This window comes from Frankia sp. RB5 (genome assembly GCF_059816245.1).
The window spans coordinates 18,389-43,250 of sequence record NZ_JCBATA010000046.1 but is presented as its reverse complement, the minus strand read 5'-3'; the positions used below and the strand labels follow the sequence as shown (position 1 = coordinate 43,250).

The 24,862-nt window shown below is 73.7% G+C and carries 20 protein-coding genes; 4 read left to right on the top strand and 16 right to left on the bottom strand.

From position 1 onward, the window contains the following. Positions 1–18: 18 nt before the first annotated feature. Both AC6EXY_RS22505 and hemL read right to left on the bottom strand, forming a co-directional pair. Entirely contained in the window at positions 19–672 is a 654-nt protein-coding gene (locus tag AC6EXY_RS22505; protein ID WP_101829996.1) for a histidine phosphatase family protein, read from the bottom strand. After that, entirely contained in the window at positions 669–2,021 is a 1,353-nt protein-coding gene (gene hemL / locus AC6EXY_RS22500; RefSeq protein ID WP_101829997.1) for a glutamate-1-semialdehyde 2,1-aminomutase, read from the bottom strand. The genes AC6EXY_RS22505 and hemL overlap by 4 nt, the downstream gene beginning before the upstream one ends. A 662-nt stretch (positions 2,022–2,683) precedes the next feature. Here hemL and AC6EXY_RS22495 point away from each other — a divergent pair. Further along, entirely contained in the window at positions 2,684–3,478 is a 795-nt protein-coding gene (locus AC6EXY_RS22495) for a PadR family transcriptional regulator (RefSeq protein WP_101829998.1), read from the top strand. Positions 3,479–3,752: 274 nt separating this feature from the next. On the opposite strand, the gene AC6EXY_RS22490 is transcribed toward AC6EXY_RS22495, so the two are convergent. Further along, positions 3,753–5,327 (bottom strand): MFS transporter, encoded by a 1,575-nt coding sequence (locus tag AC6EXY_RS22490; RefSeq protein ID WP_101829999.1) that lies wholly within the window; start codon positions 5,325–5,327, stop codon positions 3,753–3,755. Between the two features lie 334 nt (positions 5,328–5,661). Here AC6EXY_RS22490 and metG point away from each other — a divergent pair, with 334 nt between their 5' ends. Beyond that, the gene (gene metG / locus AC6EXY_RS22485) at positions 5,662–7,176 is read left to right on the top strand and encodes a methionine--tRNA ligase (RefSeq protein WP_499818048.1); all 1,515 of its coding nucleotides are present in this window, start codon (positions 5,662–5,664) and stop codon (positions 7,174–7,176) included. A gap of 99 nt (positions 7,177–7,275) precedes the next feature. Here metG and AC6EXY_RS22480 read toward each other — a convergent pair whose 3' ends face one another. From AC6EXY_RS22480 to AC6EXY_RS22445, 8 genes are all read right to left on the bottom strand, one after another. Next, positions 7,276–9,837, bottom strand: a complete 2,562-nt coding sequence (locus tag AC6EXY_RS22480; RefSeq protein WP_499818049.1) for a heavy metal translocating P-type ATPase — start codon at positions 9,835–9,837, stop codon at positions 7,276–7,278. 58 nt (positions 9,838–9,895) lie between these two features. Beyond that, positions 9,896–10,108 carry a heavy-metal-associated domain-containing protein gene (locus AC6EXY_RS22475; protein ID WP_101830003.1) on the bottom strand — a complete coding sequence of 71 codons (213 nt, stop codon included), beginning with the start codon at positions 10,106–10,108 and terminating at the stop codon, positions 9,896–9,898. A 799-nt stretch (positions 10,109–10,907) separates the two neighbouring features. Next, positions 10,908–11,921, bottom strand: a complete 1,014-nt coding sequence (gene hemB / locus AC6EXY_RS22470; protein WP_101833399.1) for a porphobilinogen synthase — start codon at positions 11,919–11,921, stop codon at positions 10,908–10,910. 45 nt (positions 11,922–11,966) lie between these two features. After that, entirely contained in the window at positions 11,967–13,784 is a 1,818-nt protein-coding gene (locus AC6EXY_RS22465) for a bifunctional uroporphyrinogen-III C-methyltransferase/uroporphyrinogen-III synthase (RefSeq protein ID WP_101833398.1), read from the bottom strand. A 2-nt stretch (positions 13,785–13,786) separates the two neighbouring features. After that, the gene (gene hemC, locus AC6EXY_RS22460) at positions 13,787–14,920 is read right to left on the bottom strand and encodes a hydroxymethylbilane synthase (protein ID WP_243407848.1); all 1,134 of its coding nucleotides are present in this window, start codon (positions 14,918–14,920) and stop codon (positions 13,787–13,789) included. 17 nt (positions 14,921–14,937) lie between these two features. After that, positions 14,938–16,347: a glutamyl-tRNA reductase gene (locus AC6EXY_RS22455; RefSeq protein ID WP_101833396.1), complete on the bottom strand. Its 1,410-nt coding sequence runs from the start codon at positions 16,345–16,347 to the stop codon at positions 14,938–14,940. After that, complete coding sequence (locus AC6EXY_RS22450; RefSeq protein WP_499818050.1) at positions 16,344–17,495, bottom strand: redox-sensing transcriptional repressor Rex; 1,152 nt, start codon at positions 17,493–17,495, stop codon at positions 16,344–16,346. Before AC6EXY_RS22450 ends, AC6EXY_RS22455 begins: the two co-directional genes overlap by 4 nt. 191 nt (positions 17,496–17,686) lie before the next feature. After that, positions 17,687–17,995 (bottom strand): glutaredoxin family protein, encoded by a 309-nt coding sequence (locus tag AC6EXY_RS22445; protein ID WP_101833395.1) that lies wholly within the window; start codon positions 17,993–17,995, stop codon positions 17,687–17,689. Between the two features lie 426 nt (positions 17,996–18,421). On the opposite strand from AC6EXY_RS22445, the gene AC6EXY_RS22440 reads away from it, so the two are divergent. Continuing rightward, positions 18,422–19,231, top strand: a complete 810-nt coding sequence (locus AC6EXY_RS22440) for a sigma-70 family RNA polymerase sigma factor (RefSeq protein ID WP_243407846.1) — start codon at positions 18,422–18,424, stop codon at positions 19,229–19,231. Between the two features lie 237 nt (positions 19,232–19,468). Continuing rightward, positions 19,469–20,353: an HAD family hydrolase gene (locus tag AC6EXY_RS22435; protein WP_101833394.1), complete on the top strand. Its 885-nt coding sequence runs from the start codon at positions 19,469–19,471 to the stop codon at positions 20,351–20,353. Between the two features lie 12 nt (positions 20,354–20,365). Here AC6EXY_RS22435 and AC6EXY_RS22430 read toward each other — a convergent pair whose 3' ends face one another. The 5 genes from AC6EXY_RS22430 to proC form a co-directional block, all read right to left on the bottom strand. Continuing rightward, a complete protein-coding gene (locus AC6EXY_RS22430; RefSeq protein WP_499818051.1) occupies positions 20,366–21,505 on the bottom strand; it encodes a lysophospholipid acyltransferase family protein in 1,140 nt (379 codons plus the stop codon). A gap of 68 nt (positions 21,506–21,573) precedes the next feature. Beyond that, the gene (locus tag AC6EXY_RS22425) at positions 21,574–22,614 is read right to left on the bottom strand and encodes an NAD-dependent epimerase/dehydratase family protein (RefSeq protein ID WP_101833393.1); all 1,041 of its coding nucleotides are present in this window, start codon (positions 22,612–22,614) and stop codon (positions 21,574–21,576) included. 194 nt (positions 22,615–22,808) lie between these two features. Next, a complete protein-coding gene (locus AC6EXY_RS22420; RefSeq protein WP_101833392.1) occupies positions 22,809–23,672 on the bottom strand; it encodes an SAM hydrolase/SAM-dependent halogenase family protein in 864 nt (287 codons plus the stop codon). Between the two features lie 152 nt (positions 23,673–23,824). Next, the gene (locus tag AC6EXY_RS22415; protein ID WP_003948845.1) at positions 23,825–23,923 is read right to left on the bottom strand and encodes a 30S ribosomal protein bS22; all 99 of its coding nucleotides are present in this window, start codon (positions 23,921–23,923) and stop codon (positions 23,825–23,827) included. An 82-nt stretch (positions 23,924–24,005) separates the two neighbouring features. Next, entirely contained in the window at positions 24,006–24,803 is a 798-nt protein-coding gene (gene proC / locus AC6EXY_RS22410) for a pyrroline-5-carboxylate reductase (RefSeq protein WP_101833418.1), read from the bottom strand. Between the last annotated feature and the right edge of the window lie 59 nt (positions 24,804–24,862).

The window sequence follows — 24,862 nt, the reverse complement described above, 5'->3', positions numbered from 1 at the left end:
CCCGCACGGACGGGCCGGTCAGGCACCCACGGAGCCGGGGGTGTTCCCCGTCGGGCCGGCCGGCTCGGCGTACTCGACGCCGACGAGGCGGTCGCCCTCGTACACCGCCGTGGTGACGCTCGCGAGGCCGCACTGGCGCCGGTCGGGCCGGTGCCACAGCCGCTGACCCTCGAGGGCGCGCCGCGCGGTCCACACCGGCAGCTGGTGGCTGACGAGGACGACGTGCCGGCCGGGGTGGGTGTCGCGCCACTCCTCGGCGGCGGCGAGCATCCGCCCGGCGATCTCGGTGTAGGGCTCGCCCCAGGACGGCCGGAGCGGGTTGGCCAGCAGCCGCCACATCCGCGGACGGGCGAGGGCCGCGGGCCCGGCCTCGAACGTGTGCCCCTCGAAGGCGTTGCGGCTCTCGATGAGCCGGGGGTCGACCTGGACGGGCAGGTTGTGGGCGGCGGCGATCGGCGCGGCGGTCTGCTGGGCGCGGTCCAGCGGGCTCGCGACCACGGCGGCGACGTCGAGCCCGGCGAGGTACTCGGCGGTGACCTTGGCCTGGCGGTGGCCGTTCTCGGACAGCCCGAACCCGGGCAGCCGCCCGTAGAGGATCTTGTCGGGATTGAACACCTCGCCGTGGCGGACGAGGTGCACCCGCGTCTGCCGGCCGGCCGGGACGGCGGTCATGACCGGCCGCCGGCGGCGACGGGGGCCGGCTCGGGCACGGCCGCGGCGGCGCGGGCGGCGGCCGGGGCGGCGGCGGCGATGCGTTCCATCACCGCGTCGTCGTGCGCGGCGGAGACGAACCACGCCTCGAACGCCGACGGCGGCAGGTAGATGCCCGCGTCGAGCATGCTGTGGAAGAAGGCCGCGTACCGGGCGGTGTTCTGCGCCTGCGCGCCGGCGTAGTCGACGACGGCGGCGGCGTCGGTGAAGAAGAAGCTGAACAGGGAGCCGGCGTTGCTGGGCAGGTGGGCGACGCCCTGCTCGGTCAGCGCCGTCGAGACGATGCCCGCGACGTCGGCGGCGCGGGCGTCGACGGCGTTGTAGACGTCGTCGGTACAGGCCCGCAGGGTGGCCAGGCCCGCGGCGACGGCGATCGGGTTCCCCGACAGTGTCCCGGCCTGGTAGACCGGGCCGGCGGGCGCCAGCCGCGACATCACGTCGGCCCGGCCGCCGAACGCTGCCGCGGGCAGCCCACCACCCATCACCTTGCCGAAGGTGAACAGGTCGGGCGACCAGTCCTCGAGCGCCCCCTCGATGCCCCACCAGCCGGCGCGGGAGATCCGGAACCCGGTCATCACCTCGTCGAGGATGAGCAGCGCCCCGTGGATGTCACACAGCCGCCGCAGCCCCGCGTTGAAGCCCGGCAGCGGCGGGACGACGCCCATGTTCGCCGCCGCCGCCTCGGTGATGACGGCGGCGATCGACTCGCCCCGCTCGGCGAAGACGGCCTCTACCAGCGCGAGGTCGTTGTAGGGCAGCACGATCGTGTCGGCGGTCGCCGCGCCGGTCACCCCGGGGGTGTCCGGCAGGCCGAGGGTCGCCACGCCGGAGCCGGCGGCGGCGAGCAGGGCGTCGACGTGGCCGTGGTAGCAGCCGGCGAACTTGATGATCGTCGAGCGGCCGGTGAAGCCGCGGGCCAGGCGCACCGCGCTCATCGTCGCCTCGGTGCCCGAGTTGACCAGCCGGACCTTCTCGACCGGCCCGATCCGGTCGACGATCAGCTCGGCGAGCTCGACCTCGCCGGGCGTCGGCGTGCCGAAGCTGGTGCCGGCGGACACCGCCCGCCCCACCGCCTCGACGACCGCCGGATGAGCGTGGCCGAGGATCATCGGACCCCAGGAGCAGACCAGGTCGACGTAGGTGCGACCGTCCGCGTCCGTCAGGTACGGGCCATCGCCGGACACCATGAAGCGCGGGCTGCCGCCGACCGCCCGGAATGCCCGGACCGGGGAGTTGACCCCGCCGGGTACGACACGCTCGGCGCGCCGGAACAGCTCCTCGGAGGCCGGCGCGACGGAGGGAACCACCATGCCCACGATCCTCGCAGGTCGGCCTGACATCTCGCGCCCCGCGTGGGGGTGCGCACACCCGTCGCGTCCCCGCGCCGAGGTGGAGGCCGCCGGTGGACGGGGGTCTGCCCCGGCCGCCCACCGGCGGCGGCCTGTGCGCCGCGCCCCTCACCCCGACGCGCGGCCCGGGTAGCCCGGTCGGACCGGTCTCGATCGGGACGCGGGCCGCCTTCCGCGATTGTCGGTCCCGGGCCGTCGACCGGTCACCGAGGTCACGACTGCGGCGATGCCGGGCTCGACGGTGGGATGACCGCGAACCGCGCGAAGGCGGGGGATGGCTGGCGTTGCCCTGATAGTGCCCGGTGTGCAGGCCACACGCCGGGCCGCGGGCGGCTGATCAATAGGCGAGCCTGGCCTAGGCGCGGACAGGGAGGCGCCGATTTCCCCCGTGTGCAGCGCGGTTTCTCCGTGCGCGCCGGCCGGACGGCCCGCCCGGGCGTGACCACTCTCACGGCGACCGCGATGGCCCGGCCAGGTGTCTCCCCGCCCAGGTATACCCGGCCAGCCCGGAGAATCCTCGCGATCACGCCTTGACGCCACACACTTCTCTCCGGATACTCGGCTGCGAGTAATTGGGGTCCGAATAGGCCGGCCTCGCCGACGCAGCCGGAAGGCGGTGGGCCGTGGGGCGTCGCAAGGTGTCGAACCCGCTCGCGCTGGCTGTCCTCGCCCTGCTCAACGAGCGGCCGATGCATCCCTACGAGATGTCCTCCACGCTGCGTGAACGGCACAAGGAAGAGAGCATCAAGCTCAACTACGGCTCGCTCTACACCGTGGTGGAGGCGCTGGTCCGCGCCGGGTTCATCGTGGCGGCGCGCACCGTGCGCGACGGCCGGCGCCCCGAGCGGACCATCTACGAGCTCACCGAGCCCGGCCGCGTCGAGCTGTACGACTGGATGGCCGAGCTCGTCGGCACGCCGGCGAAGGAGTACACCCGCTTCGACGCGGCGCTGTCACTACTGCCTGTGCTGGCCCCGGGCGACGCCGTCCGGCTGCTGGCCGACCGCCGGCTGCGGCTCACGGCGGAGGTCGAGGCAGGTCACGCGGCCCGGACGCTGGCCGAGCGTGAGGGGCTGCCCCGGCTGTTCGCGCTGGAGCACGAGTACCAGGCGGCGCTGCGGCAGGCGGAACTCGACTACGTCGAGCGGCTGCTCGCCGAGATCAGCGCCCGGACCCTCGACGGCATCGAGCTGTGGGAGCTCTTCCACGCCGACCCGGACGATCCCGAGGCGAGCCGCGACGCCGTCACGGCGGTCCAGCGCGAGCTCGCCCGCGGGCGGTGGGCCGGGATGCGCGCCATCCTGCTCCGGGAGATGGGCGCTCACGTGCCCGGCGGGCACCCCCGGCCGGGCGCCGGGAGCTGCCCGCCGGCGACCCGAAGCCCGAGCGATCCACACCGACCGGAGGACCCGAGATGACGTGACCGCACCGGTCTCCCGGGCGGGTGTTGGCGCACCCGACCGGGAGACCGGCACTCAGCAGGCACCAGGCCGACGAGGGCCCGACACCCCAACGCACCGTCGACGATCCGGGAGGCGCTGTCCGCCGATCCCGACTGGGTGGCCGCCGGCTGGCGGCTCGGGGCTCTGGCGGCGCTCGCCGTCCTCGCCGCGAGCCTCGCGGCAGGCGCGTTCCGCTCCTACCAGCGGTCGCTCTGAGCCACGGTATCCCGCGTCCCCGGCAGGCCGGCCCTCACCGCACGGTGGGGGCCGGCTCGCCGGCGGCGGCCGGGGCTTCGCCGCGCTGGTGTGACCTGGGCAGCAGGAGCAGGGCGACCACGCCCGCCGCCGCCATCAGCGACACCGGCAGCACGAGCGTGTGGCGGAACGCCGTGACCACGCCGTCGACGATCGCGGGGCTGACGGTCTCGGGCAGATCGGCGCCGGTGTCGAGGCCGGCGTGGCTCGACAGGGTGGTGGCGAGCAGCACCGAGGTGAGCGCTGTGCCGACGGAGACGGCCACCTGGTTGGCGATCGTGAGCAGCGTGCTGCCAGACGGCGTGTCCTCGTCGGGCAGGTGACGCAGCGCCGTCGTGATCGTCGGCATGATCGTCGAGCCGGTGCCGACGCCGGTCACGGCCATCGAGGTGAGCAGCTGCCAGTACGGCGTGTGCGCGTCGAGCAGGAGCAGGGTGGTCAGCATGCCGCCGGCCGCCACCACGATCCCGAACCCGACGACCCGGCCCGGCGGCACCCGGTCCACCAGCCTGCTCGCCACCTGCAGCGAGATCCCCGTCGTCAGCGCCTGCGGGATGGCGAGCATCCCGGTCGCCGCCGGGCTCAGCCCGCGCGCGAGCTGCCAGTACAGCGGCAGGATGAACATCGAGCCGAAGTAGGCGGCGACGAACAGGGCGAGCGTCGCCGTCCCGGTCGCGACCGCCCGCTGCCCCAGCAACCGCACCCGCACCAGTGGCCGGCCGACTCCCCCGCCGGCCCGCTCCTCCGCACCACCGCCGTCGCGGGCACCGCCGTCTCCGGCGCGGTCGTCGCGCAGCGCGCGCAGCACGAACGCCGCGCACAGGGCGAGCCCGACCAGGGCCGGGACCAGCACGGACGCGGCGGCCAACGTGCCGATCCGGCCGCTCTCCGACAGCCCGTACACGAACGCCGCCAGCCCCGGCCCGATCATCAGGAGCCCGGCGACGTCCAGCCGCCCGCGCCCCGCCGGCCCGGCCGCGGCCGGAGCGTCCCCCGGCAGCAGCCGCCAGGCCAGCGGCACCGCCACCAGCGCGACCGGCACGTTGATCAGGAAGATCCACCGCCAGGAGGACTCGACGAGCCAGCCCCCCAGCGTCGGCCCCGCCAGCGGCCCGACCAGCACCGGCAGCCCCAGCGCGCCCATCGCCCGCCCGCGCAGCCGCGGCGGCGCCGCTCGCAGCGTGATCGTCATCGCGACCGGGTTGACGAGCCCACCGCCGAGGCCCTGCAGTGCCCGGAACGCGATGAGCGATCCGATGTCCCAGGCCAGCCCCGCCAGCAGCGACCCGAGCCCGAACAGCGCCAGGGCGAGGACGTAGACGCGCCGCGCGCCGAGCCGCCCGACCAGCCACGCCCCGACGGGCACGACGACCGCCAGCGCGAGGGTGTACGCGGTAGTCACCCACTGGATCACCGAAAGCGGCGCGTGCAGGTCCCGCGACAGGCTCCGGATCGCCACGTTGGTGACGGTCACGTCGAGCACGACCATGAGCCCGCCGAGCACCAGCACACCCAGCGTCAGCCGCACCCGCCGATCCAGCCGGGCCGGACCGGTCACGGAGCCGTCCATCGCCGTTCTCCTCGTCTCGATGACGCCGATGGACCTCTCGGCGGGCCCGCTCGCCAGCCTGCAACCTGATGTCGACTTCAGGTCAAGCGCCCGTTACCGACCGGGCGTGCGGGCCTGTCGCGACGGCCCGCGCCAGGGTGATCAGGCCGCGGGACGCGGGCACGCGTAGGATCCTCCTGTGTCGACGACACGGGTCACCGCCGATGCGGCGAGCCGCCGGATGATGATGCGCATGCCATCCGGCCTTTTCCGCGCGTCCTGACAAGACCACCGATGAGGCCCCGACGGAGCCTCGCGGGCGGGGCGACGGCCGGGGCGGAAGGATCCGAAGCCGATGGGTCGCTACGCCGTCATGACGGCCATCCCGTATGTCAACGGCAAGCCGCACGTGGGGCACGCGCTGGAGCTCGTCGAGACGGACGCCTACGCCCGGCACCTGCGGGCGCGGGGTGACGAGGTCCGCTTCCAGACCGGCACCGACGACAACGCGCTGAAGAACGTCCAGGGCGCCGAGGCGGAGGGGATCACGCCGGCGGAGTACGTCGAGCGGGTGGCCGCCCGGTTCGTCTCGCTGCGCGAGCCGCTGGCTCTCTCCTTCGACGACTTCATCAAGACCAGCACCGACCCCCGGCACCGTCCGGGGGTGGAGAAGCTGTGGAACGCCTGCGCCGAGCGCGGCGACTTCTACCGCAAGAGCTACGCCGGCCTGTACTGCGTCGGCTGCGAGCTCTTCTACACCGAGGACGAGCTCGTGGGCGGCCGCTGTCCGGAGCATGGCACCGTTCCCGAGCTGGTCGAGGAGAGCAACTGGTTCTTCCGGCTCAGCCGCTACCAGGAGCAGCTGCACGAGCTGATCTCGACGGATCGGCTGCGCATCGAGCCCGCGACCCGCAAGCGGGAGGTGCTCTCGTTCATCGAGGCGGGCCTGGAGGACTTCAGCGCGTCGCGGAGCATGAGCCGGGCGCGCGGCTGGGGCATCCCGGTTCCCGGCGACCCCGACCAGGTCATCTATGTCTGGTTCGACGCGCTGGGCAACTACATCACCGCGCCCGGCTACGGCACGGACGACGAGACGTTCCAGTACTGGTGGAACGACGCCGACGAGCGCGTGCACGTCATCGGCAAGGGCATCATCCGCTTCCACGCCGTGTACTGGCCGGCGATGCTGCTCTCGGCCGGGGTGCGGCTGCCCGACACCATCTTCGTGCACGAGTACCTGACCGCGGACGGCATGAAGATCTCCAAGTCGGCGGGCAACGCGCAGGATCCGGCGGACATCGTCGCCGCGTTCAACTCGGACGCGCTGCGCTGGTGGATGCTGCGCGACGTCGCCCGCAACGGCGACACCGACTACACCGACGAGCGGCTGCTCACCCGGGCGAACGAGGATCTCGCGAACAACATCGGCAACCTGGTCAACCGGACGGTGTCGATGGTCGGGCGCTACCGGGACGGGGTGATCCCGCCGGTCGCGGCGGACAACCCCGGGGCCGCGGCGCTGCGGGCCGTGCGTGACCGGGCGACGGAGGCGATCGACGCGGCGTTCATCGCGTTCGACTTCCGCCGCGCCGCCGAGGTGATCACGTCGATCGGCGACGAGGGCAACCGCTACGTCGAGGCGGCCCGCCCGTGGGAGCTCGCCAAGGGGGAGCGCAAGGAAGGCGCGGACCTGGCGGCCCTCGACGCCGTCCTCGCGGAGCTGGTCGCCACCTGTCGGGAGCTGGCGACGCACCTGGCGCCTTTCCTGCCGGATGCGGCGCCCCGGATCGCCGCGCAGTGCGGCGACGGCGGCCCCCGCGTCGCGGCGCCGACGCCGGTGTTCCCCCGGTTGGAGCCGCCCGCGGCCTGAGCCCCCGGTTGTCGGCCGGCCCGCGGTGCGGCCGGCCGACGACCGTTCACGACTGGTTCACCCCCGTGGACCGGCAGACTCGGCTCAGCGGCTGGCGGCTCAGGGGCTCCGGGTGAGGACCGCCGGCCGGCTGGCCGCCAGCGTCGCCGGCAGCGGCGAGGCCGCTGACACCGTGGCGCCGAACCGGCGCAGCCGCAGGCTGTTCGTCACCACGAACACCGAGCTGAACGCCATCGCCGCACCCGCGATCATCGGGTTGAGCAACCCGGCGGCCGCCAGCGGCAGGGCCGCGAGGTTGTAGGCGAAGGCCCAGAACAGGTTCCCGCGGATCGTGCGCAGGGTGGCCCGGGACAGCCGGATGGCGTCGGCGGCGAGGCGCGGATCGGCGTTGACCAGGGTGAGGTCGGAGGCCTCGATCGCGGCGTCGGTTCCCCCGCCCATCGCCAGGCCCAGATCGGCCTGGGCGAGCGCGGCGGCGTCGTTGACCCCGTCGCCGATCATCGCCACGGCCCTGCCCTCGCCCTGCAGCCGGCGGACGGTCGCGACCTTGTCCTCGGGCAGCACCTCGGCGATCACGTCGTCGGGGGCGATACCGACCTCGGCGGCCACCGCCCGGGCGACGGCGGCGGAGTCACCGGTGAGCAGCATCGGGTGCAGCCCCAGCCGACGCAGGTCGGCGACCGCGGCGGCGGCGGTGGGGCGAACCGTGTCGGCGACGCTGACCAGGCCGCGCGCGGTGCCGTCCCAGCCGACCACGACGGCGGTGCGCCCCAGCGCACGCTCGGCGGCGAGGGCCTCGACGAGCGGGCCGGGCAGGTCGGCGAACAGCCGCTCGCGGCCGACGAGCACCGCGCGACCCTCGACGGTGCCACGCACACCGAGCCCGGCGTCGCCGGCGAAGTCCGCCACCGGCGGCAGCGGCGACCCGGCGACCCGTGCGGCCTGCGCGGCCTGCGCGGCCTGCGCGATCGCCCGCCCGATGGGATGTTCGCTGGCGTCCTCCGCCGCGCCGGCGATCCGCAGCACCTCGTCGGCGCTCTCCCCCGGCGCCGGGCGCACGGCGGCGACCCGCATCCGCCCAGTGGTCACCGTGCCGGTCTTGTCGAGCAGCACGGTCTGGACCCGGCGGGTCGACTCCAGGATCTCCGGCCCTCGGATGAGGATGCCGAGCTGTGCGCCACGCCCGGTGCCGACGAGCAGCGCCGTCGGCGTGGCCAGTCCCAGGGCGCACGGGCAGGCGATGATCAGCACCGCCACCGCCGCGGTGAAGGCGTCCGTCGCCGGCCGCCCGCTCAGCAGCCATCCGCCCAGGGTGAGCAGCGCCGCGACCATGACCACGGGAACGAAGACCGCGGAGATCCGGTCGGCCAGCCGCTGCACCCGCGCCTTGCCGCTCTGCGCCTGTTCGACGAGCTGGGCGATCCGGGCCAGCTGGGTGTCGGTGCCGACCCGGGTGGCCCGCACGACGAGCCGCCCGCCGGCGTTGACGGTCGCGCCGATGACCGCGTCGCCGGGACCGACCTCGACCGGCACCGACTCGCCCGTGACCATGCTCGCGTCCACCGCGGAGATCCCGTCGAGCACGATCCCGTCGGTGGCGATCCTCTCGCCCGGCCGGACGACGAACTCGTCGCCGATGCGCAGCTCGTCGATCGGGACCCGCACCTCGACCGTCGGCGCGATCCGGGTCTCGGCACCGCCGGCACCGCCGGCACCGTTCGCCCCGTCGACGGCACCGGCCGGCCGGCGCACCGTGACCTCGCTCGCGCCCAGGTGCAGCAACGCCCGCAGCGCGGCGCCCGAGCGCCGCCGCGCCCGCAGCTCCAGATACCGCCCGGTGAGCAGGAACACCGTCACTCCGGCGGCGACCTCCAGGTAGATCTCGGCGGCGCCACCACCGCTGGCCGGCTCACCGCCGCCCATGGTCATGCCGCTCATTCCGCCACCGCCGCCGGTACCGGTACCGGTGCCGACGTCCGTGAGGCCACCGGTCAGGGAGAAGGAGTGGCGCAGCCCCGGCTCGCCGGCCCCGCCGAGGAACAGCGCGTAGAGCGACCAGCCGAAGGCGGCGAGCGTGCCGAGGGAGACAAGCGTGTCCATCGTCGCCGCGCCGTGCCGCGCGCCGCGCGCGGCGGCGGCATGGAACGGCCAGCCACCCCAGGCGACCACCGGGATCGTCAGGCCCAGGCTCACCCACTGCCAGTAGTCGAACTGCCAGCCCGGCACCATCGCCAGCAGGATCACGGGCACGGCCAGCACCGCCGACACGACGAGCCGGCGGCGCATCGCCCGCAGATCAGCGCCGTGCTCCTCGGAGCCGTCGAGGTCGGCCCGGTGGTCCTCGGCGCTGTCGGCCGCGGCGGCCGGCTTCTCGTTCTCCTCCGGTGCCGCGCCCGCAGGAGGCGATCCGGCACGGCGGGACGCGGTGTACCCGGCCGCGTGCACGGTCCTGATCAGATCGTCCACCGTCACCGGCGGGGCCGCCTCCGAGCCCGGGGCATTGAGGGTGACGGTGGCCTTCTCGGTGGCATAGTTCACCGTCGCGCAGACGCCGTCGAGGCGGTTGAGCTTGCGCTCCACCCGCGCCGCACAGGACGAGCAGGTCATCCCGCCGATCGCGAGCTCGACCCGGGCTGGCTCGGCTGACTGGGCGGCTGCCATGATCCCTCCTTGCCCTTCTGATCCCGGCGGTCGGCCCTCGCGGCGCCCGCCGTACGCCTCAGATGCGCCCGACGAGCTCGTACCCCGCCTCGGTCACGGCCGCGCGCACCTCGCCGTCCTCGATCGGGCGCCCGCTCACCACCGTGACCCGGTTGCCCGCCAGGTCGACCGTCACGCTCGACACCTCCGGCAGCCTCTCCAGCTCCTCGGTCACCGACTGGGCGCAGTGCCCGCAGGTCATGCCCGTCACGGTGTAGGCGGTCGTGGTCATCACGGTCCTCATCTCGTCAGCCACGGTCATTCGGGTCGGACTCGACATCCGACACTGCGGACAATACCCCTCCCCCGTATGGTCAACAACTACCCCCAGGGGGTAGCAGCCAGGGAGCGGCGAGCCTCACTCCGAGCAGCGTGGGCACCTGGTCCGCCAGCCAACCCCCCGCGCGCTCGCCCGTAACACCCCCCAGCGCGGCCCACCAACCTTCGACCACCGCGCCCGCGCTCCGCATATCGACCAAATGCCACATATACGCCAGGCGCGAGGCGACCGACCACCATCGAGCCAGCACGACAGCGCCGCCGACGCCGGCGTCCCGCCACCAGCCGAACGCCAACCCGCGCCAACCATCATACCGAACATGTGTTCGACATTCGGCACGTGCGGCGCCGAGCCGCGGGGGAGCTCGCGACCCTCCCGGCCGCCTTCGTCAGGACGTACCCACCCCCGCGCGCCCACCCGTCGCCCCCGCCTTGGACCCTGATCGTCGACGGTGTCAGCCTCGGCCAGAAGACCGAGGAAGGGGCCGACTTCCCACGAGTGGGAAGCGCGTGCGGGGGACAGCGGCACCGTGTCGCGAACTCGCGGCTCCCCGTCCGTTTTGCCCGTATTATGCGACACGGGCCTCCGCGACGTTGCCATAACGCTGCCACGACCGACCGCGACCGCGACGATCACTACTCGAGACGCGACCGAATGTCAGCTCATGGCCTTGACCGCCCGGCGGAGCCGGGCGAACCACTGGGGACGTGGCGATCGGCCGCCCAGTGTCAGGCGCGCGCCGAGGGGTGGGTCAGCGCTCGGCGGTGAGCCGGCGTGCGGCCTCGACGGCCCAGTAGGTGAGGATGATGTCCGCGCCGGCGCGGGCGATCGCGGTGAGTGTCTCCGTGATGGCGCGCTCGCGGTCGATCCAGCCGGCGGCCGCGGCCGCCTCGACCATGGCGTACTCGCCGGAGACCTGGTAGGCGGCGACGGGCACGTCCACGGCGTCGGCCACGGCACGCAGCACGTCGAGGTAGGCGAGCGCCGGCTTGACCATCACGGCGTCGGCGCCCTCGGCCAGGTCGAGGGCGACCTCGCGCAGCGCCTCGCCGACCGTGCGCGCCGGGTCCTGCTGATAGCCGGCGCGGTCACCGAACCGCGGCGCGCACTGCGCCGCCTCGCGGAACGGGCCGTAGAACGCGGAGGCGTACTTCGCCGAGTACGCCAGGATCGGCAGGTCGGTGAAGCCCGCGCCGTCCAGGGCGGCCCGGATGGCACCCACCTGGCCGTCCATCATCCCGCTGGGCGCGACGACCTCGGCGCCGGCACGGGCCTGGGCCACCGCGATGGAGGCGTAGCGGGCGAGGGTGGCGTCGTTGTCGACCTCGCCGGCCTCGGTGAGCAGGCCGCAGTGCCCGTGGTCGGTGTACTCGTCCAGGCACAGGTCGCTCATCAGCACGATGTCGCCACCCACCTCGGTGACGAGGTCGGACAGCGCGAGCTGGACGATCCCGGCCGGGTCGTCGGCCGCGGAGCCGCGCGCGTCCTTCTCCGCCGGCACGCCGAACAGGATCAGCCCGCCCACGCCCGCCTCGACCGCCTCCACGGCGGCCTTCAGCAGCGACGAGCGGGTGTGCTGGACGACGCCCGGCATCGACGAGATGGGGACCGGCTGGTCCACTCCCTCCCGGACGAACAGCGGAAGGACGAGATCAGCCGGGCGCATCCGGACTCCGGAGACCAGCCTGCGCAGGGCCGGCGAACGCCGCAGGCGGCGAGGCCGCGTGCTCGGATACCCGGCGGTCAGACCTGGCACACCGTTCAACGGTCTCGCACCTCCCGACGACGACCTACCGGACAGACCCCAGGCTCAGCGCCGCGAGCCGCGGCGAGGCTTGGGCAACCGGGCCGCCAGCGGCCCGATCTTGCCGAGCTCCTCGCGATGCTCGGCGGCGAACTCGGCCAGCGCGCCCACCAGGGCGGGAATCGACGCCTCCGGAGCCTGCACGTCGACCCGCAGCCCGAGCTCCTGCGCGGTCGCCGCGGTGGCCGGGCCGATGACGGCGATCACCGTGGTCTCATGCGGCTTGCCGGCGATGCCGACCAGGTTGCGCACGGTCGAGGACGAGGTGAACACGACGGCGTCGACCCGCCCGCCCTTGAGCGCCTCACGGATCGGCGCGGGCGGCGGCGCGGCGCGCACGGTGCGGTAGGCGGTGACGTCATCAACCTGCCAGCCGCGTTCCTTCAGGCCGGCGACGAGCGTCTCGGTCGCGATGTCGGCCCGCGGCAGCAGGACGCGGTCCAGCAGGTCGAGGGACTCGTCGAAGTCGGGCCAGTCCTCCAGCAGGCCCTCGCTGGACTGCTGGCCGGAGGGCAGCAGGTCGGGGCGGATCCCGAAGGTCCGCAGCGCGTCCGCGGTCGCCTCACCGATCGCCGCCACCTTGACCCCGGCGAACGCACGAGCGTCCAGGCTGCGCTCCTCGACCTTCTCCTGCACGGCCTTCACCGCGTTCACCGACGTGAAGACGACCCACTGGTAGCGGCCGGAGACCAGCCCGGTGATCGCACGCTCCATCGGAGCGGCGGTGCGCGGCGGCTCGACGGCGATGGTCGGCACCTCCAGCGGGCTCGCGCCGTGCGCACGCAGCAGATCGGAGAGGATCGCCGCCTGCTCCTTGGTCCGCGGCACCAGAACGGTCCAGCCGAACAGGGCGCGGGTCTCCCACCAGGACAGCTTCGACCGGCTGGCGACCACCGGCCCGATCGCGAGCACGACCTGGGTGATGGGCGTGGGCGTGGCGCCCAGCAGCGGAGCGACATCGGCCTCGACCCGGTCCAGCGTCGAGGTGATCGTGCGCTGGTCGGTCGTCGTGCCGTCCACGGTCACCGCGATCGGCGTGTCGCCCGGCCGGCCGTGCTCGACCAGGGCGGCCGCGACCTTGCCCGTCTCGTTCGGGGCGGCGGTGACGACGAGGGTGCCCGGCGTCTGCGCGAGCGAGGCCCAGTCCACGTCCCCGGGCGAGGTCGGCGCGGCGCCGAAGCCGCCGAAGCCCGGACTGCCGAGACCGAGCGGCGAACCGAAGCCGCCGCCCAGGCCGACGCCGAGGCCACCGCCCAGACCGGACATCGGCCGTGAACCGAGCCTGCCTGCGCCGAACGCGGGCCCCGTCAGCGGGCCGACCGGCTCGCCGACCCCGAACGGCGACGGGGCGGGCAGCGAACCCGACGAGGAGAAGACACCGGACGTGGTCGCGAAGGTGATCGGCGAGCCGGGCGCGACGCCCGCGTAGGTGGCGACCGCCGCGCCGGTGAGGATCCCCGGGACGACCCGGTAGGGAATGCGGGCCTTCGCGAGCGCCTGGGCGTCGGCGGCTCCGATCCGGGTCAGCCACGGATCCGACGCGTAGAGCCGGACCACCTTGTCCCCGGCACGGGCCCGGCTGACCACCGCGGCCGTCGCCGCCTCGGCGTCCCGGACCGGCTTCGACGCCTCCAGATCACCGATCCGCAGCACCTCGGCGGAGAGGTTCTCCACCACGGCGGGTGCGACATCGGGGTCGGCGACCACCAGGTCGGCGGCGGCCAGGGTCTCCACCGCGAGGACGGTCAGCAGACCCGGGTCACGGGGGCCGGCACCGACCAGGGCAACCGGGGAGACGGGCTTCTTCGTGCGTCGGGTGGCCATGCTCAGCGAGTTCCCATCAGCGAGTGTGCTCCGGCGGACAGCAGGTCGTCCGCGAGGCGCCGCCCGAGCGCCTCCGGGTCGACGGCGGACCCGGTCACGTCCCGCCGGAGGACGGTGCTGCCATCCGGCGCGGCCACGACCGCCCGCAGGCGCAGTCGACCCGCGGGGGACGCATCACCGGCCGGTGCCACAGGGCCGGCGTCCGTCGAAGGCGCTGGCGCTGGCGCTGGCACTGCCAGGGCGCCGACCGGGGCGGTGCATCCGGCCTCGATCCTGGCGAGGAACGCGCGTTCCGCTCTCACCGCGACGGACGACGATGCGTCATCGAGCACAAACCGTAGCAGCTCGGCAAGGTCGCTATCGAAGGAGTGACCATGATCTGGCCACGTTTGGCCACCGGCTCGTCCCACATCCGGACCCTCGGCGGCTCCGATCAGCGCCCGGGCAGGTCCGGCCACGGGAAGATCCGGCCCGCCGAGGCACTCGACGGCCAGCGCTCCCTGGCCCGGCGAGGGCAGCATGATCTCGGGCTCGAGAATCTCGGTGACGGCGTCGAGGCGGTCCAGGCGTGCCAGTCCCGCATAGGCCAGGACGACGGCGTCGACCTCGCCGTCGATCGCCTTCTTCAGCCGGGTGTCGACGTTGCCGCGGATCGCGACGACGTCGAGGCCGAGGCCGAGGGCACGCAGCTGCGCGGCGCGGCGCGGCGATCCGGTCGCCACCCGCGCGCCGGGCCCGAGCTCGCCGAGGCGCCGGCCACTGGGCGAGACGAGCACGTCCCGGCTGTCCTCCCGGGTCGGCACGGCAGCGAGGACCAGGCCGGCCGGCGTCGCCGTCGGCAGATCCTTCAGCGAGTGGACGGCGAGATCGATCTCGTCCGCCGCCAGTGCGTGGCGCAGGGCACTGACGAAGACACCGGTGCCACCGATCTGGCTGATGTGCGCCGATGAGCGATCACCTTCGGTCACGATGGGGATCAGGTCCACGTCGCAGCCGACCTCCTGCCGCAACCGCGCGGCGATCATGCCGGACTGCGCCATCGCGAGCGCCGAGCGCCGTGTCCCCAACCGCAGGCGGCGTCCAGCATACCGAGCGCGCAGCACCGCGCCCCGCTCTGCCGGATCCGTGTCGGTCATCCTCGGGTCCATCCACGTCACGAACGCTCCACAAGATCAAGATCGGGCGCGGACACCACGGCGGGCACCTCGCGCGGTAGATCGAACAGTTCACGCAGCGCCTCGGCGTACGAGTCGCCTCCGGGCGCGCCGGCCAGCTGCTGGACGCGCACGGTCGGGGCGTGCAACAGCTTGTCGACGACGCGGCGGACCGCGCCCTCCACCAGATCCCACTCCCGATCGTCCAGGTCAGGCATGCGGGCGCGCAACCTGGCGAGCTCGCCGTGCACGACCGCGTCGGCATGGGCACGCAGCGCCACCACCGTCGGCGCCACCCGCCCCGCCCGGCGCCGGTCGAGGAAGCTCGCGACCTCCGCGGCGACGAGCGAGCGCACCGCCTCGACATCGTGCGCGACCTGCGCGCCGTCCAGCGCGACGCGCAGCGCCTCCAGGTCGATGAGGCTCACCCCGGGCAGGTCCCGCACGGCCGGGTCGATGTCGTGCGGCAACGCCAGGTCCAGGAAGACCAGGGGGCGTCCGCCGCGACCGGGCAGCGCGGCGGCGACCGCGTCGTGGTCGACGACGAGGCCGGCCGCACCGGTGGAGGTGATCACCAGATCGGCCATGGTGATCTCGTGCGGCAGGTCGGTGAGCCCGACGACCCGCCCGCCGTGCATCTCGGCCACCCGGGCCGCCCGCGCCGGCGTCCGGTTCGCGATCACGACCTCGGCCGCCCCGGCACGCCGGACGGTCTGCGCCGCCAGCGACCCGACCGCCCCGGCACCGACGAGCAGCACCCGGGCGCCGGCCAGCGGCGGCGCCTCGACCGGCGCCACCGGCTCGGGCCCGGTCCCGAGCCCGCTCGTGGCGGCCCCGGGAGCGGCCACCGGCGCGGCCGGCGCCTCACCGAGGATCCCGAGGCTCGCGGCGGCCAGCTGGACTCCCACGGCGACGATGGACGCACCGGCGGCATCGATCGACGTCTCCGAGTGCGCCCGCTTACCGACCCGCAGCGCCGCCTGGAACAGCGCGGACAGCCCGCCACCGGCGACGCCGGCGTCCTGGCTGGCGCGGAAGGCGCCGCGCACCTGCCCGAGGATCTGCGACTCCCCGACGAGCATGGAGTCGAGCCCGCAGACGACCGAGAACAGGTGGCCGACCGCCCGTGCGTCATGGTGGACGTACAGGTGCGCCGCGAGATCGGCGAGATCGATGCCGCAGATGCGGCTGATCTGATCGGAGATGTCCGCCACGCCCCCGTGGAAGGTCTCGGCCTCCGCGTAGATCTCGGTGCGGTTGCAGGTGGAGAGCACGACCGCCTCGGCGACGTGCGCCGCCGCCACCAGGTCGTGCAGGACCTTCGGGGTATCGGCCGGGGAGACCGACGCGCGTTCCAGCAACGACGTCGACGCGGTCCGGTGGTTGAGCCCCACCACCAGGAGGCTCATACGATCTCTCCTCCCGTCATCCCCGGTCCGACCTGACGAACCGCCGGTGCCGGCCGTGTCTGTCCGGCTTGACGAGTCACCCGCTTGACCCCATCCGTCTCAGTCCTCACCCTGTCCGACCTCAGCACCGCCCCAGCCACCCCTCCGGGCCCGCGCGCCTCGGCGGATCCGCGCGCCTCGGCGGGCCTCGTCCCCGTCGCCCTCTCCTGCGCGCCGGGTGTGCCCGAGCCGTCCGGACCGAGCACGCCCGGCGGGCGGTCGGTCGCGGGCAGCGGCGGCACCGGCCCCGCGTCGCTCGCCGGCGCGGCCGCCGGCCGGCGCGGGGCGCGCCCGACCGGTGAGGACGCCCGCACCGGCATGGCCCGGGCGGGCCAGGAGCCACGGGGCGCCACCCCGTCCGAACCACCACGCTCGGCAGGTACGGCCCGGGCGGGCTCCGACTCGGGCGGCTGGGCGGGACGCTTGCGCGCCTCGTGGAACGACAGGATCTGAAGTTCGACGGCGAGGTCGACCTTACGCACGTCCACCCCTTCCGGCACGGAAAGCACCGTGGGGGCGAAGTTGAGGATGCTTGTGACCCCCGCGGCCACCAACCGCTCACACACCAGCTGCGCCGCGGCAGCCGGGGTGCAGATCACCCCGATCGTGACGGCACACTCGGCGATGACCTGCTCCAGCTCGTCCACAGGCCGCACGATCACGTCGCCGACCCGCTCGCCGACCCGGTTCGGATCCGCGTCGACCAGAGCCACGATACGGAAACCCCGGGCGTGGAAGCCCCCGTAGCCGGCCAGAGCATGACCAAGGTTGCCCACCCCGACAAGCACCACCGAGCGGTCCTCGGTCAGGCCGAGCCGCGCCGCGATGCAGTCGAGCAGCACGTCCACCTCGTAGCCGACCCCGCGCGTGCCGTAGGTGCCGAGGTACGACAGGTCCTTGCGGACCTTCGCGGAATTGACCCCGGCAGCCGTGGCGAGGGTGTCCGAGGACACCGTGTGAACCCCACTCTCCGCCAGTGCGGTCAGCACCCGCAGATACAGCGGGAGCCGCGCCACCGTCGCCTCGGGCACGCTTTCCCGGGCGGAGGCCGCCGCGTCACCGCGGGTGCGTCGCCTGATCACCGCGGGGCGACGCCGTGGCTGGCTCATCCGCGGCTCCGATCTCTGGGCGCGCGTCACCGCTGCGCGGGCGCGCGACTCCACCCGCAGTCGTGGGCCCGAATCCGTGGCCCAGCCGACCTTCTGGATCCCGGGTTCGGCATCACAAGTCGGCTGTCGTCGGGCAGTGTACGACTTCGTGAAGGGATTCACGAAGTGCGCGGGAAGCCTCCCGGCACGAATCAGCCGGCGCCCGAGGGACGCAGCGACCACCGGCCGCCGGCCAGGGCACGGCGCAGCCGCTCCTCCTCGACCCGCCAGTAACCGTGCTCGCGTCCGTCCACCAGGATGACCGGCACCCGGTCGCCGTACTCGTCGGCCAGTTCGGCATCGCCGTCGACGTCCATCTCGCGCCATCCGACCCGCTCCCGCTCCGAAACCCGCACGATCGCCGCGCGCGCGTCGTCACACAGGTGGCAACCCACCCGGGTGATCAGCGTGATGCGCGCGGCACCGGCGGAGGCCGCCGGCCCAGGCCCGTCGTCGTCCATCTCACGATGGTAAGTCCGGCACGTGGCGGTACCGGTCGCCCGAGCGTGGCCGCCGGCCGGCACCGCCGCGATCTCTGACTGCCGCGCGTGCGCGATGCGGCTACACTCAGCTACCCGAGCCCTCACTCACCCCGGGCCCGCGGGCCCGTCCTGTCGCGACTCATCCTTCGGAGTCCGGGCTGTGACCGACTGCACGCTCGCCGATCTCGCCGCCGGCCTCGCCGCCGCGCGACGCGGTCCGCGGCGCCCATCGCGGGTATGGCGGGCGCCGGTCGTGCCGTTGCTGCCGGGCCGTCCGGCATCCCGTCACGTCCGGCATCCTCGGCGATTCCGCCATCCACGGTGATGTCGGCGCGTCCACTCACAGTTCCGGCGCCCCCCGGCACGACCGCCGGCCAACCCCCGGCGCCGCCCGCGAGGGCCGAGGTGCTCGCGGCCCGGCCGACCGCCGTCGCGTCCCGTCCCGTGGCGTCGGCGACCGTCGTCGAGCCCGCCGGCGCGCCCGGCGCCGGCCCGACGACGCCGGGCGGCCGTACGCGGCCACTCCGGCCGGCCGGCTCCAGCTCCGACGAGGGCACGGTGGACGGTGCCCGGCTGCCGGGCACCGCCGCGCCCGCCGGCCTGACCGGCCTGACCGACGCGACCGACCCGACCGGCGCGGCCACTGGCCACGACCCGGAGCGGGTCGCGCTCGTCGCCCGTGCCCGCCAGGGCGACGCGGACGCGTTCGGCCTGCTCTACGACCACTACGCCGGCCTGGTCTTTCGGTACGCGCAGTACCGCCTGGACGACCCGGCGGCCGCCGAGGACGTCGTCAGCGAGACGTTCCTGCGGGCGTTCCGGACAATCGGCGCGTTCCGCTGGCAGGGCCGCGACATCGGCGCCTGGTTCATCACCATCGCGCGCAATCTCATGGTCGACCAGGCCCGCTCCGCCCGCCGGCGCTTCGAGATCCCGACCGCGGACATCCTCGCCGCCGCCGACGGGGCCACCACCCACGCCGTCCCCAGCCCCGAGGAGTCCATTCTCACCGGGCTCACCCACCGCGCACTGCTGGACGCCATGCACCGGCTGCGCCCGGAGCAGCGGGAGTGCGTCGCCCTGCGCTTCCTCGAAGGCCTGTCGGTGCGGGAGACCGCGCTTGCGATGGAACGCAACGAGGGGGCCGTCCGGGCGCTGCAGCTGCGCGCCCTGCGCTCTCTGGCCCGCATCCTGCCGGCCGCCGGGCCGAGCTGATCCGCCCCGCTCGATGCGGCGATCCTGCGGATCACGCCGAGATCACATGACCATTGTTGCGAGGTCGGCACTTTTGCGCGGTCACATCTGAGCTGCCTGCGGCCGTGGGACCGGAGGGCACCGTAGTCTGGCGGCGTGCCGAGGAACAGCGGTGCGGATCCCGCCCCACCGGGATGGTGATGGCACGCGGGCAGCGGCCCGTATCCCATCGCATCGCCGAGCGCATGGAGATGACTGATGAGGGTGCGACGCAGAGGTGTGGCCGAGACCAGGCAGGCTGCTGCCGAGGCGGCGGCGATCGCCGCGCTCAAGGTCGCCGCCGAGGAGGTCCCCCGACCCCCGCTCGACGAGTCGACCGCCGCGTTCTTCGACGTCGACAACACGATGATGGCCGGCGCCTCGATCTTCTACTTCGCCCGGGGCCTCGCCGCGCGGGACTTCTTCGACTCCCGTGACCTCCTGCGCTTCGCCATGCAGCACGTCACCTACCGGCTGCGCGGCCACGAGAACCCCGACGGCATGCGCGACGCGCGGGAGACCGCCCTCGCGTTCGTCGCCGGCCGGTCGGTCGCCGAGATCGTCCGCTACGGCGAGGAGATCTACGACGAGCGGATGGCCGAGCAGATCTACTCCGGCGCCCGCGCCCTCGCCCAGCAGCACCTCGACGCCGGCCAGCGGGTGTGGCTGGTGACCGCGACTCCGGTGGAGCTCGCCTCCGTCATCGCGCGGCGCCTCGGGCTCACCGGCTCGCTCGGCACCGTCAGCGAGGTCAGCGACGGCACCTACACCGGCCGGCTGGTCGGCGGCCTGCTGCACGGGCAGGCCAAGGCCGAGGCCGTGCAGGCACTCGCCGGCAGGGAAGGGCTGGACCTGTCCCGCTGCTGGGCCTACTCCGACTCGATCAACGACCTGCCGATGCTCTCTCTGGTCGGCCACCCGGTCGCGATCAACCCGGATCCCGGTCTCAAGGCTGTCGCCCGCGAGCGGGACTGGCCGATCAAGGACTTCCGCACCGCCCGCCGAGCGGTCCGCGTCGGCATCCCGGCCGCCGCCGGCGCCGGCGCGCTCGCGGGCGGCGTCGCCGCCGGCATGGCCCTGCGCCGCCGCGTCGCCAGCGTCTGACGTCCCGCGCCGCTAGAAGAACACCGAGCGGCGCTGCATCAGGAGGCTGTAGAGGGTGTGCTGGATGGTCTCGCGGATGCTGTCGGTGAGTTCGAAGACCAGCAGCGGGTCGTCGGCGGCCTCGGCGGGATAGGTGTCGGTGGGCACCGGTTCGCCGAACTCGATGATCCACTTCGAGGGCAGCGGGATCAGGCCGAGTAGGCCCAGCCACGGGAACGTCGGGGTGATCGGCACATACGGCAGGCCGAGCAGGCGGGCCAGCGTCTTCGCGTTGCCGATCATCGGGTAGATCTCCTCGGCGCCGACGATCGTGCAGGGGATGATCGGCACGCCGGTGCGCAGCGCGGAGGAGACGAAGCCGCCTCGGCCGAACCGCTGCAGGGTGTAACGCTCACTGAACGGCTTGCCGACCCCCTTGAACCCCTCCGGCCACACACCCACCAGGTGACCCGCGTTCAGCAGTCGCTCGGCGTCGGGCTGGCAGGCGAGCGTGTTGCCGATCTTGCGGGCGAGCGGGGCGAGGAACGGCACGGCGAACACCAGGTCCGCGGCGAGCATCCGCAGGTTGCGATGGGCGGGATGGTGGTCGAGGATCGCCGTCGCCATCATCAGCGCGTCCATCGGCAGGGTGCCGGAGTGGTTGGCGACGACGAGCGCCCCGCCGGTGTCGGGGATGTTCTCCAGGCCCCGCGTCTCGACCCGGAAGTAGTCCTTGTACAGCGGCCGCAGCAGCGGGGCGATCACGTGCTCGGTCAGGTCCGCGTCGAAGCCGTGCTCGTCGACGACGTAGTCGCCGGTGATGCGCCGGCGCAGGAAGGCTAGCGCCCCGGCGAGGGCGGCCTCCAGGTCGCCCGCGGCCCGCGGGGACGCTCCGGACCGCTCGGCCTCGTCGGGCGAGTCGGCACCCTCGGGCGAGTCGGCCCCCTCGTGAAGGTCGGCCCCCTCGTGAAGGTCGGCCTCCTCGCCCTGCTCCGCCGCCTCGGACGGGTCGGCGGCGTCGCGCGGGGCGGTCCCGTTGTGGGCAGCGGCGGAGGGCGGGGGTGGCACGCGAGGCCCGGCGGACCGCCGCGACGGGTGGGGACTGCCGGGCGAGCCGGACCGCTCGTCACCGGGCAGCGGGATGATCTTCGCGTCCTCGTCACGGCTGGGCATAGATCAGGGCCTCTCCCGGGATGCCGGCGTGACGGGCGGGGATGACGGGCACCGCCGGGCCGTGCACGTCACGACGAGCCCATCAGCCAGCGGCGGCGCAGCGAGCCGGTCAGGCCATGCTCAACGCGGGACACCAGCTCGTGGTCGAGGGTGAAGCGCAGGTCACGATGCTGGACGAAGTTGTCGAACGTCTCCACGGTCGAGTACCGGGGTCGGTAGCCGAACACCGAGACCAGTCGTTCGGTGTCGACGGCGCGGCCATGGGCCAGCAGGTCGAGCTGCTCGGCGGAGAAGTCGACGAGCCGCAGCCGGCGGGCCACCCCGCCGAGCATCCCGATCGCCGGGAACGGCACCGGCAGGTTGGCCCGGCCCGCCCGCCGGATCGCCTGGGACAGCAGCAGGACGCCCTCCCCGGCGACGTTGAACGTGCCGGCGTGCGAGCCGCGGGCCGCGCGCAGGAGCACGGCCAGGGCGTCGTCGGAGTGCAGCAGCTGGATGCGCGGGTCGAAGCCGAGCACGGTGGGCACGACGGGCAGGTCCAGGTAGCGGGCGAGCGGGCTGTCCGACTGCGGGCCGAGGACGTTGGTGAACCGCAGGACGGTGACGGCGATGTCGGGGCGGCGCCGGCTGAACCCACGGACGTAGCCCTCGACCTCGACCGCGTCCTTCGCGTACCCGGCGGTGGGCAGCGAGCGCGGCTCGGTGTCCTCGGCGAACAGCGCCGGGTCCCGCGCGGAGGAGCCGTAGATCGACGTCGTCGACTTCACCACCAGCTTGCTGACGCTGCGGGCCTTCTGGCAGGCGGCGAGCAGCTGCATGGTGCCGATGACGTTGATCTCCTTCATCGCGGTGCGCCCGCCCGCGCCGAGCGGGGTCGCGATGACGTTGAGGTGCAGCACCGTGTCGATCTCCGCGGTGGAGATCACCTTGGCGATCAGCGGGTGGCGGATGTCGGCACGGACGAACCGGGTGCGGCCGAGGTCGGCGTCGGGGGTGACCGTGTCGACGCCGACGACCGACTCGATGTCGGGATCGGCGGCCAGCGCGGTGGCTGCCTGCGCGCCGAGGGGACGCGCGACACCCGTCACCAGCACTCGGCGTGGTCTCATCGATCTGTCTCCCCGCGACGGCCTTCCCGGCGCCCCGCACTCGTGCCAGCGCGGGCCGGTCTGACCCGCGGACACCCGGAACTCCCGGAACCTCCCGAGCCCCTGGCTCCGTCGGTCATCGTACGCCCGAACTCGCCGCAATCGCTGCGCAGCGTGAGAACGTTCGGCGCGTCAACTACGAAGGGTAATCAACTTTAGGCGGGTAGCGGCAGATTCTGGACAATGCGGAAACCCGAGGGGTCACGAGGGAGCTGACCGACGACGACGGCGTCCTGGCGGCGCAGGCGGAGGGCCTCGGAGGCCCGGCCGCAGTTCACCGCGATCATCACCCGGCGCAGCGCGTCCTCGCACACGGTGACGCCGCCGCGCGGCACCTCGCCGTAGGTGTGGGTGAAGGTCAGCCGCATGACCCGGGTCCCCGCCCGCACCTCGACCGGATCGCCGAGCAGGATGCCGGCGGCCTCGAGGTCGACCCGCGTCATGTTGAGCGAGAGGTTGCCGAAATGGTCGATGGACACGACCTCGCCATGGACGTGGTCGTCATCGACGGTGCACACCCGCGGCCGGAACACGGTCAGGCCAGCGGGATCGAGCGCGGGGCCGACGTCGGTCATCGGCAGGCCCCCCGCGAGCCGCGCCGCGACCGGGGCGTACACGTCCCGCCCACGGAAGACCGCGGTGGGCAGCGGCAGCCACAGGTCCCGGTTGGCGATCTCGTGGACGGCCTCGATGCCGCCGATCGCGTCCCAGGCGAGGGATGCGACCCCGTTGTCCGGGCCGACGAAGACCGAGCCGTCCACCGTCCGGACCGCGACGCCACGGGTGTAGCCGTCCGCGTCCAACCGCTCGACGACCACGAGGTGGATGCCCTTCGGCAGGTAGCCGACGGCTCCGGCCAGCGTGATCGCGGCATGCTCCACGTCCTGCGGCGCGATCGAGTGACAGACGTCGAGAACGCGCGCGGACGGGGCGTGCCGCGCGATCACACCGTGGCACACCCCGACGCAGGCGTCGTCCACGCCGTAGTCGGACAGGAAGTTGATCCACGAATCCGTCATCCCACTCACCTGCCTGCGCGTCGCTCTGCCACCGTCCTGGCGGCTACCGTTCTGGCGGCGCCAGCCTGCCACAGTGCAATCGATTAAGCACGCAGAGCGATACATCGAGGTAAGTGGGCTCCGACCCGGTGCGCGGACGCGGCGGAGCTGGCCTACTTCTTGTTACGACGCTGGACGCGCGTGCGCTTCAGCAGTTTGCGGTGCTTCTTCTTGGCCATCCGCTTACGACGCTTCTTGATGACAGAGCCCACGTACCCGACCGATCTATGTTGAGGAAGTTACCGGGCGAGCCTACCCGCCGCGGCGACCGCACACGCCGACCTGCTGCCGCCGCTATCCGCGGCCGAGCTCCCGGGAGCGGTCGCTCGCGGCCTCCAGCGCGTCCAGCAGCGCGGCGCGCACGCCGTGGCGGTCGAGTTCGCGCAGCGCCGCGACGGTCGTCCCGCCCGGCGAGGTCACCGCCTCCCGCAGGATCGCGGGATGCTCGCCCGAGTCCAGCAGCATCCGCGCCGAGCCGAGCGCGGTCTGGGTGATGAGCTGCGCGGCCAGTGCCCGCGGCAGGCCGAGCAGTACACCCGCCTCGATCATGGCGTCGACCAGGTAGAAGAAATAGGCCGGCCCGCTGCCGGACAGCGCCGTGACCGCGTCGAGCTGGGCCTCGGAGACCTGGGTGACCTGCCCGACCGGCGCCAGCAGCCCCTGGGCGGTCGCGAGGTGCTCGGCGCCCGCGTACCGGCCCGCGCAGATCGCCGACATCGCCTCCCCGACGAGCAGCGGCGTGTTCGTCATGACCCGGATGACCGGCGGGTGGGACGGCAGCCGCTCCTCGATCGCCGCCGTGGTCACCCCGGCGGCGAGGGACACGACCAGCGTGCCGGCCGACACCTGCGGGGCGACCTCCGTCAGCAGGGTCGCCACGTCCTGCGGCTTGACGACGATGAGCAGCACGTCCGCCTTCGCCGCGACGGTCGCCGGCGGGTGGACCTCCACTCCGTGCCGGGTCGCGACCTCGCTCGCCCGGGCCGCGTCCCGTTCGGCCACGACGACGTCCGCGGGAGCGTGCCCGCTGGACAGCAGGCCGGAGAGCACCGCGCCGCCAAGCCGTCCCGCGCCCATGACCCCGACAATCATCACCGGTCCCTCTCGTCTCGCCGCGTTCCACCCATCGGCCTTGGAGGTTACGGTGCCGA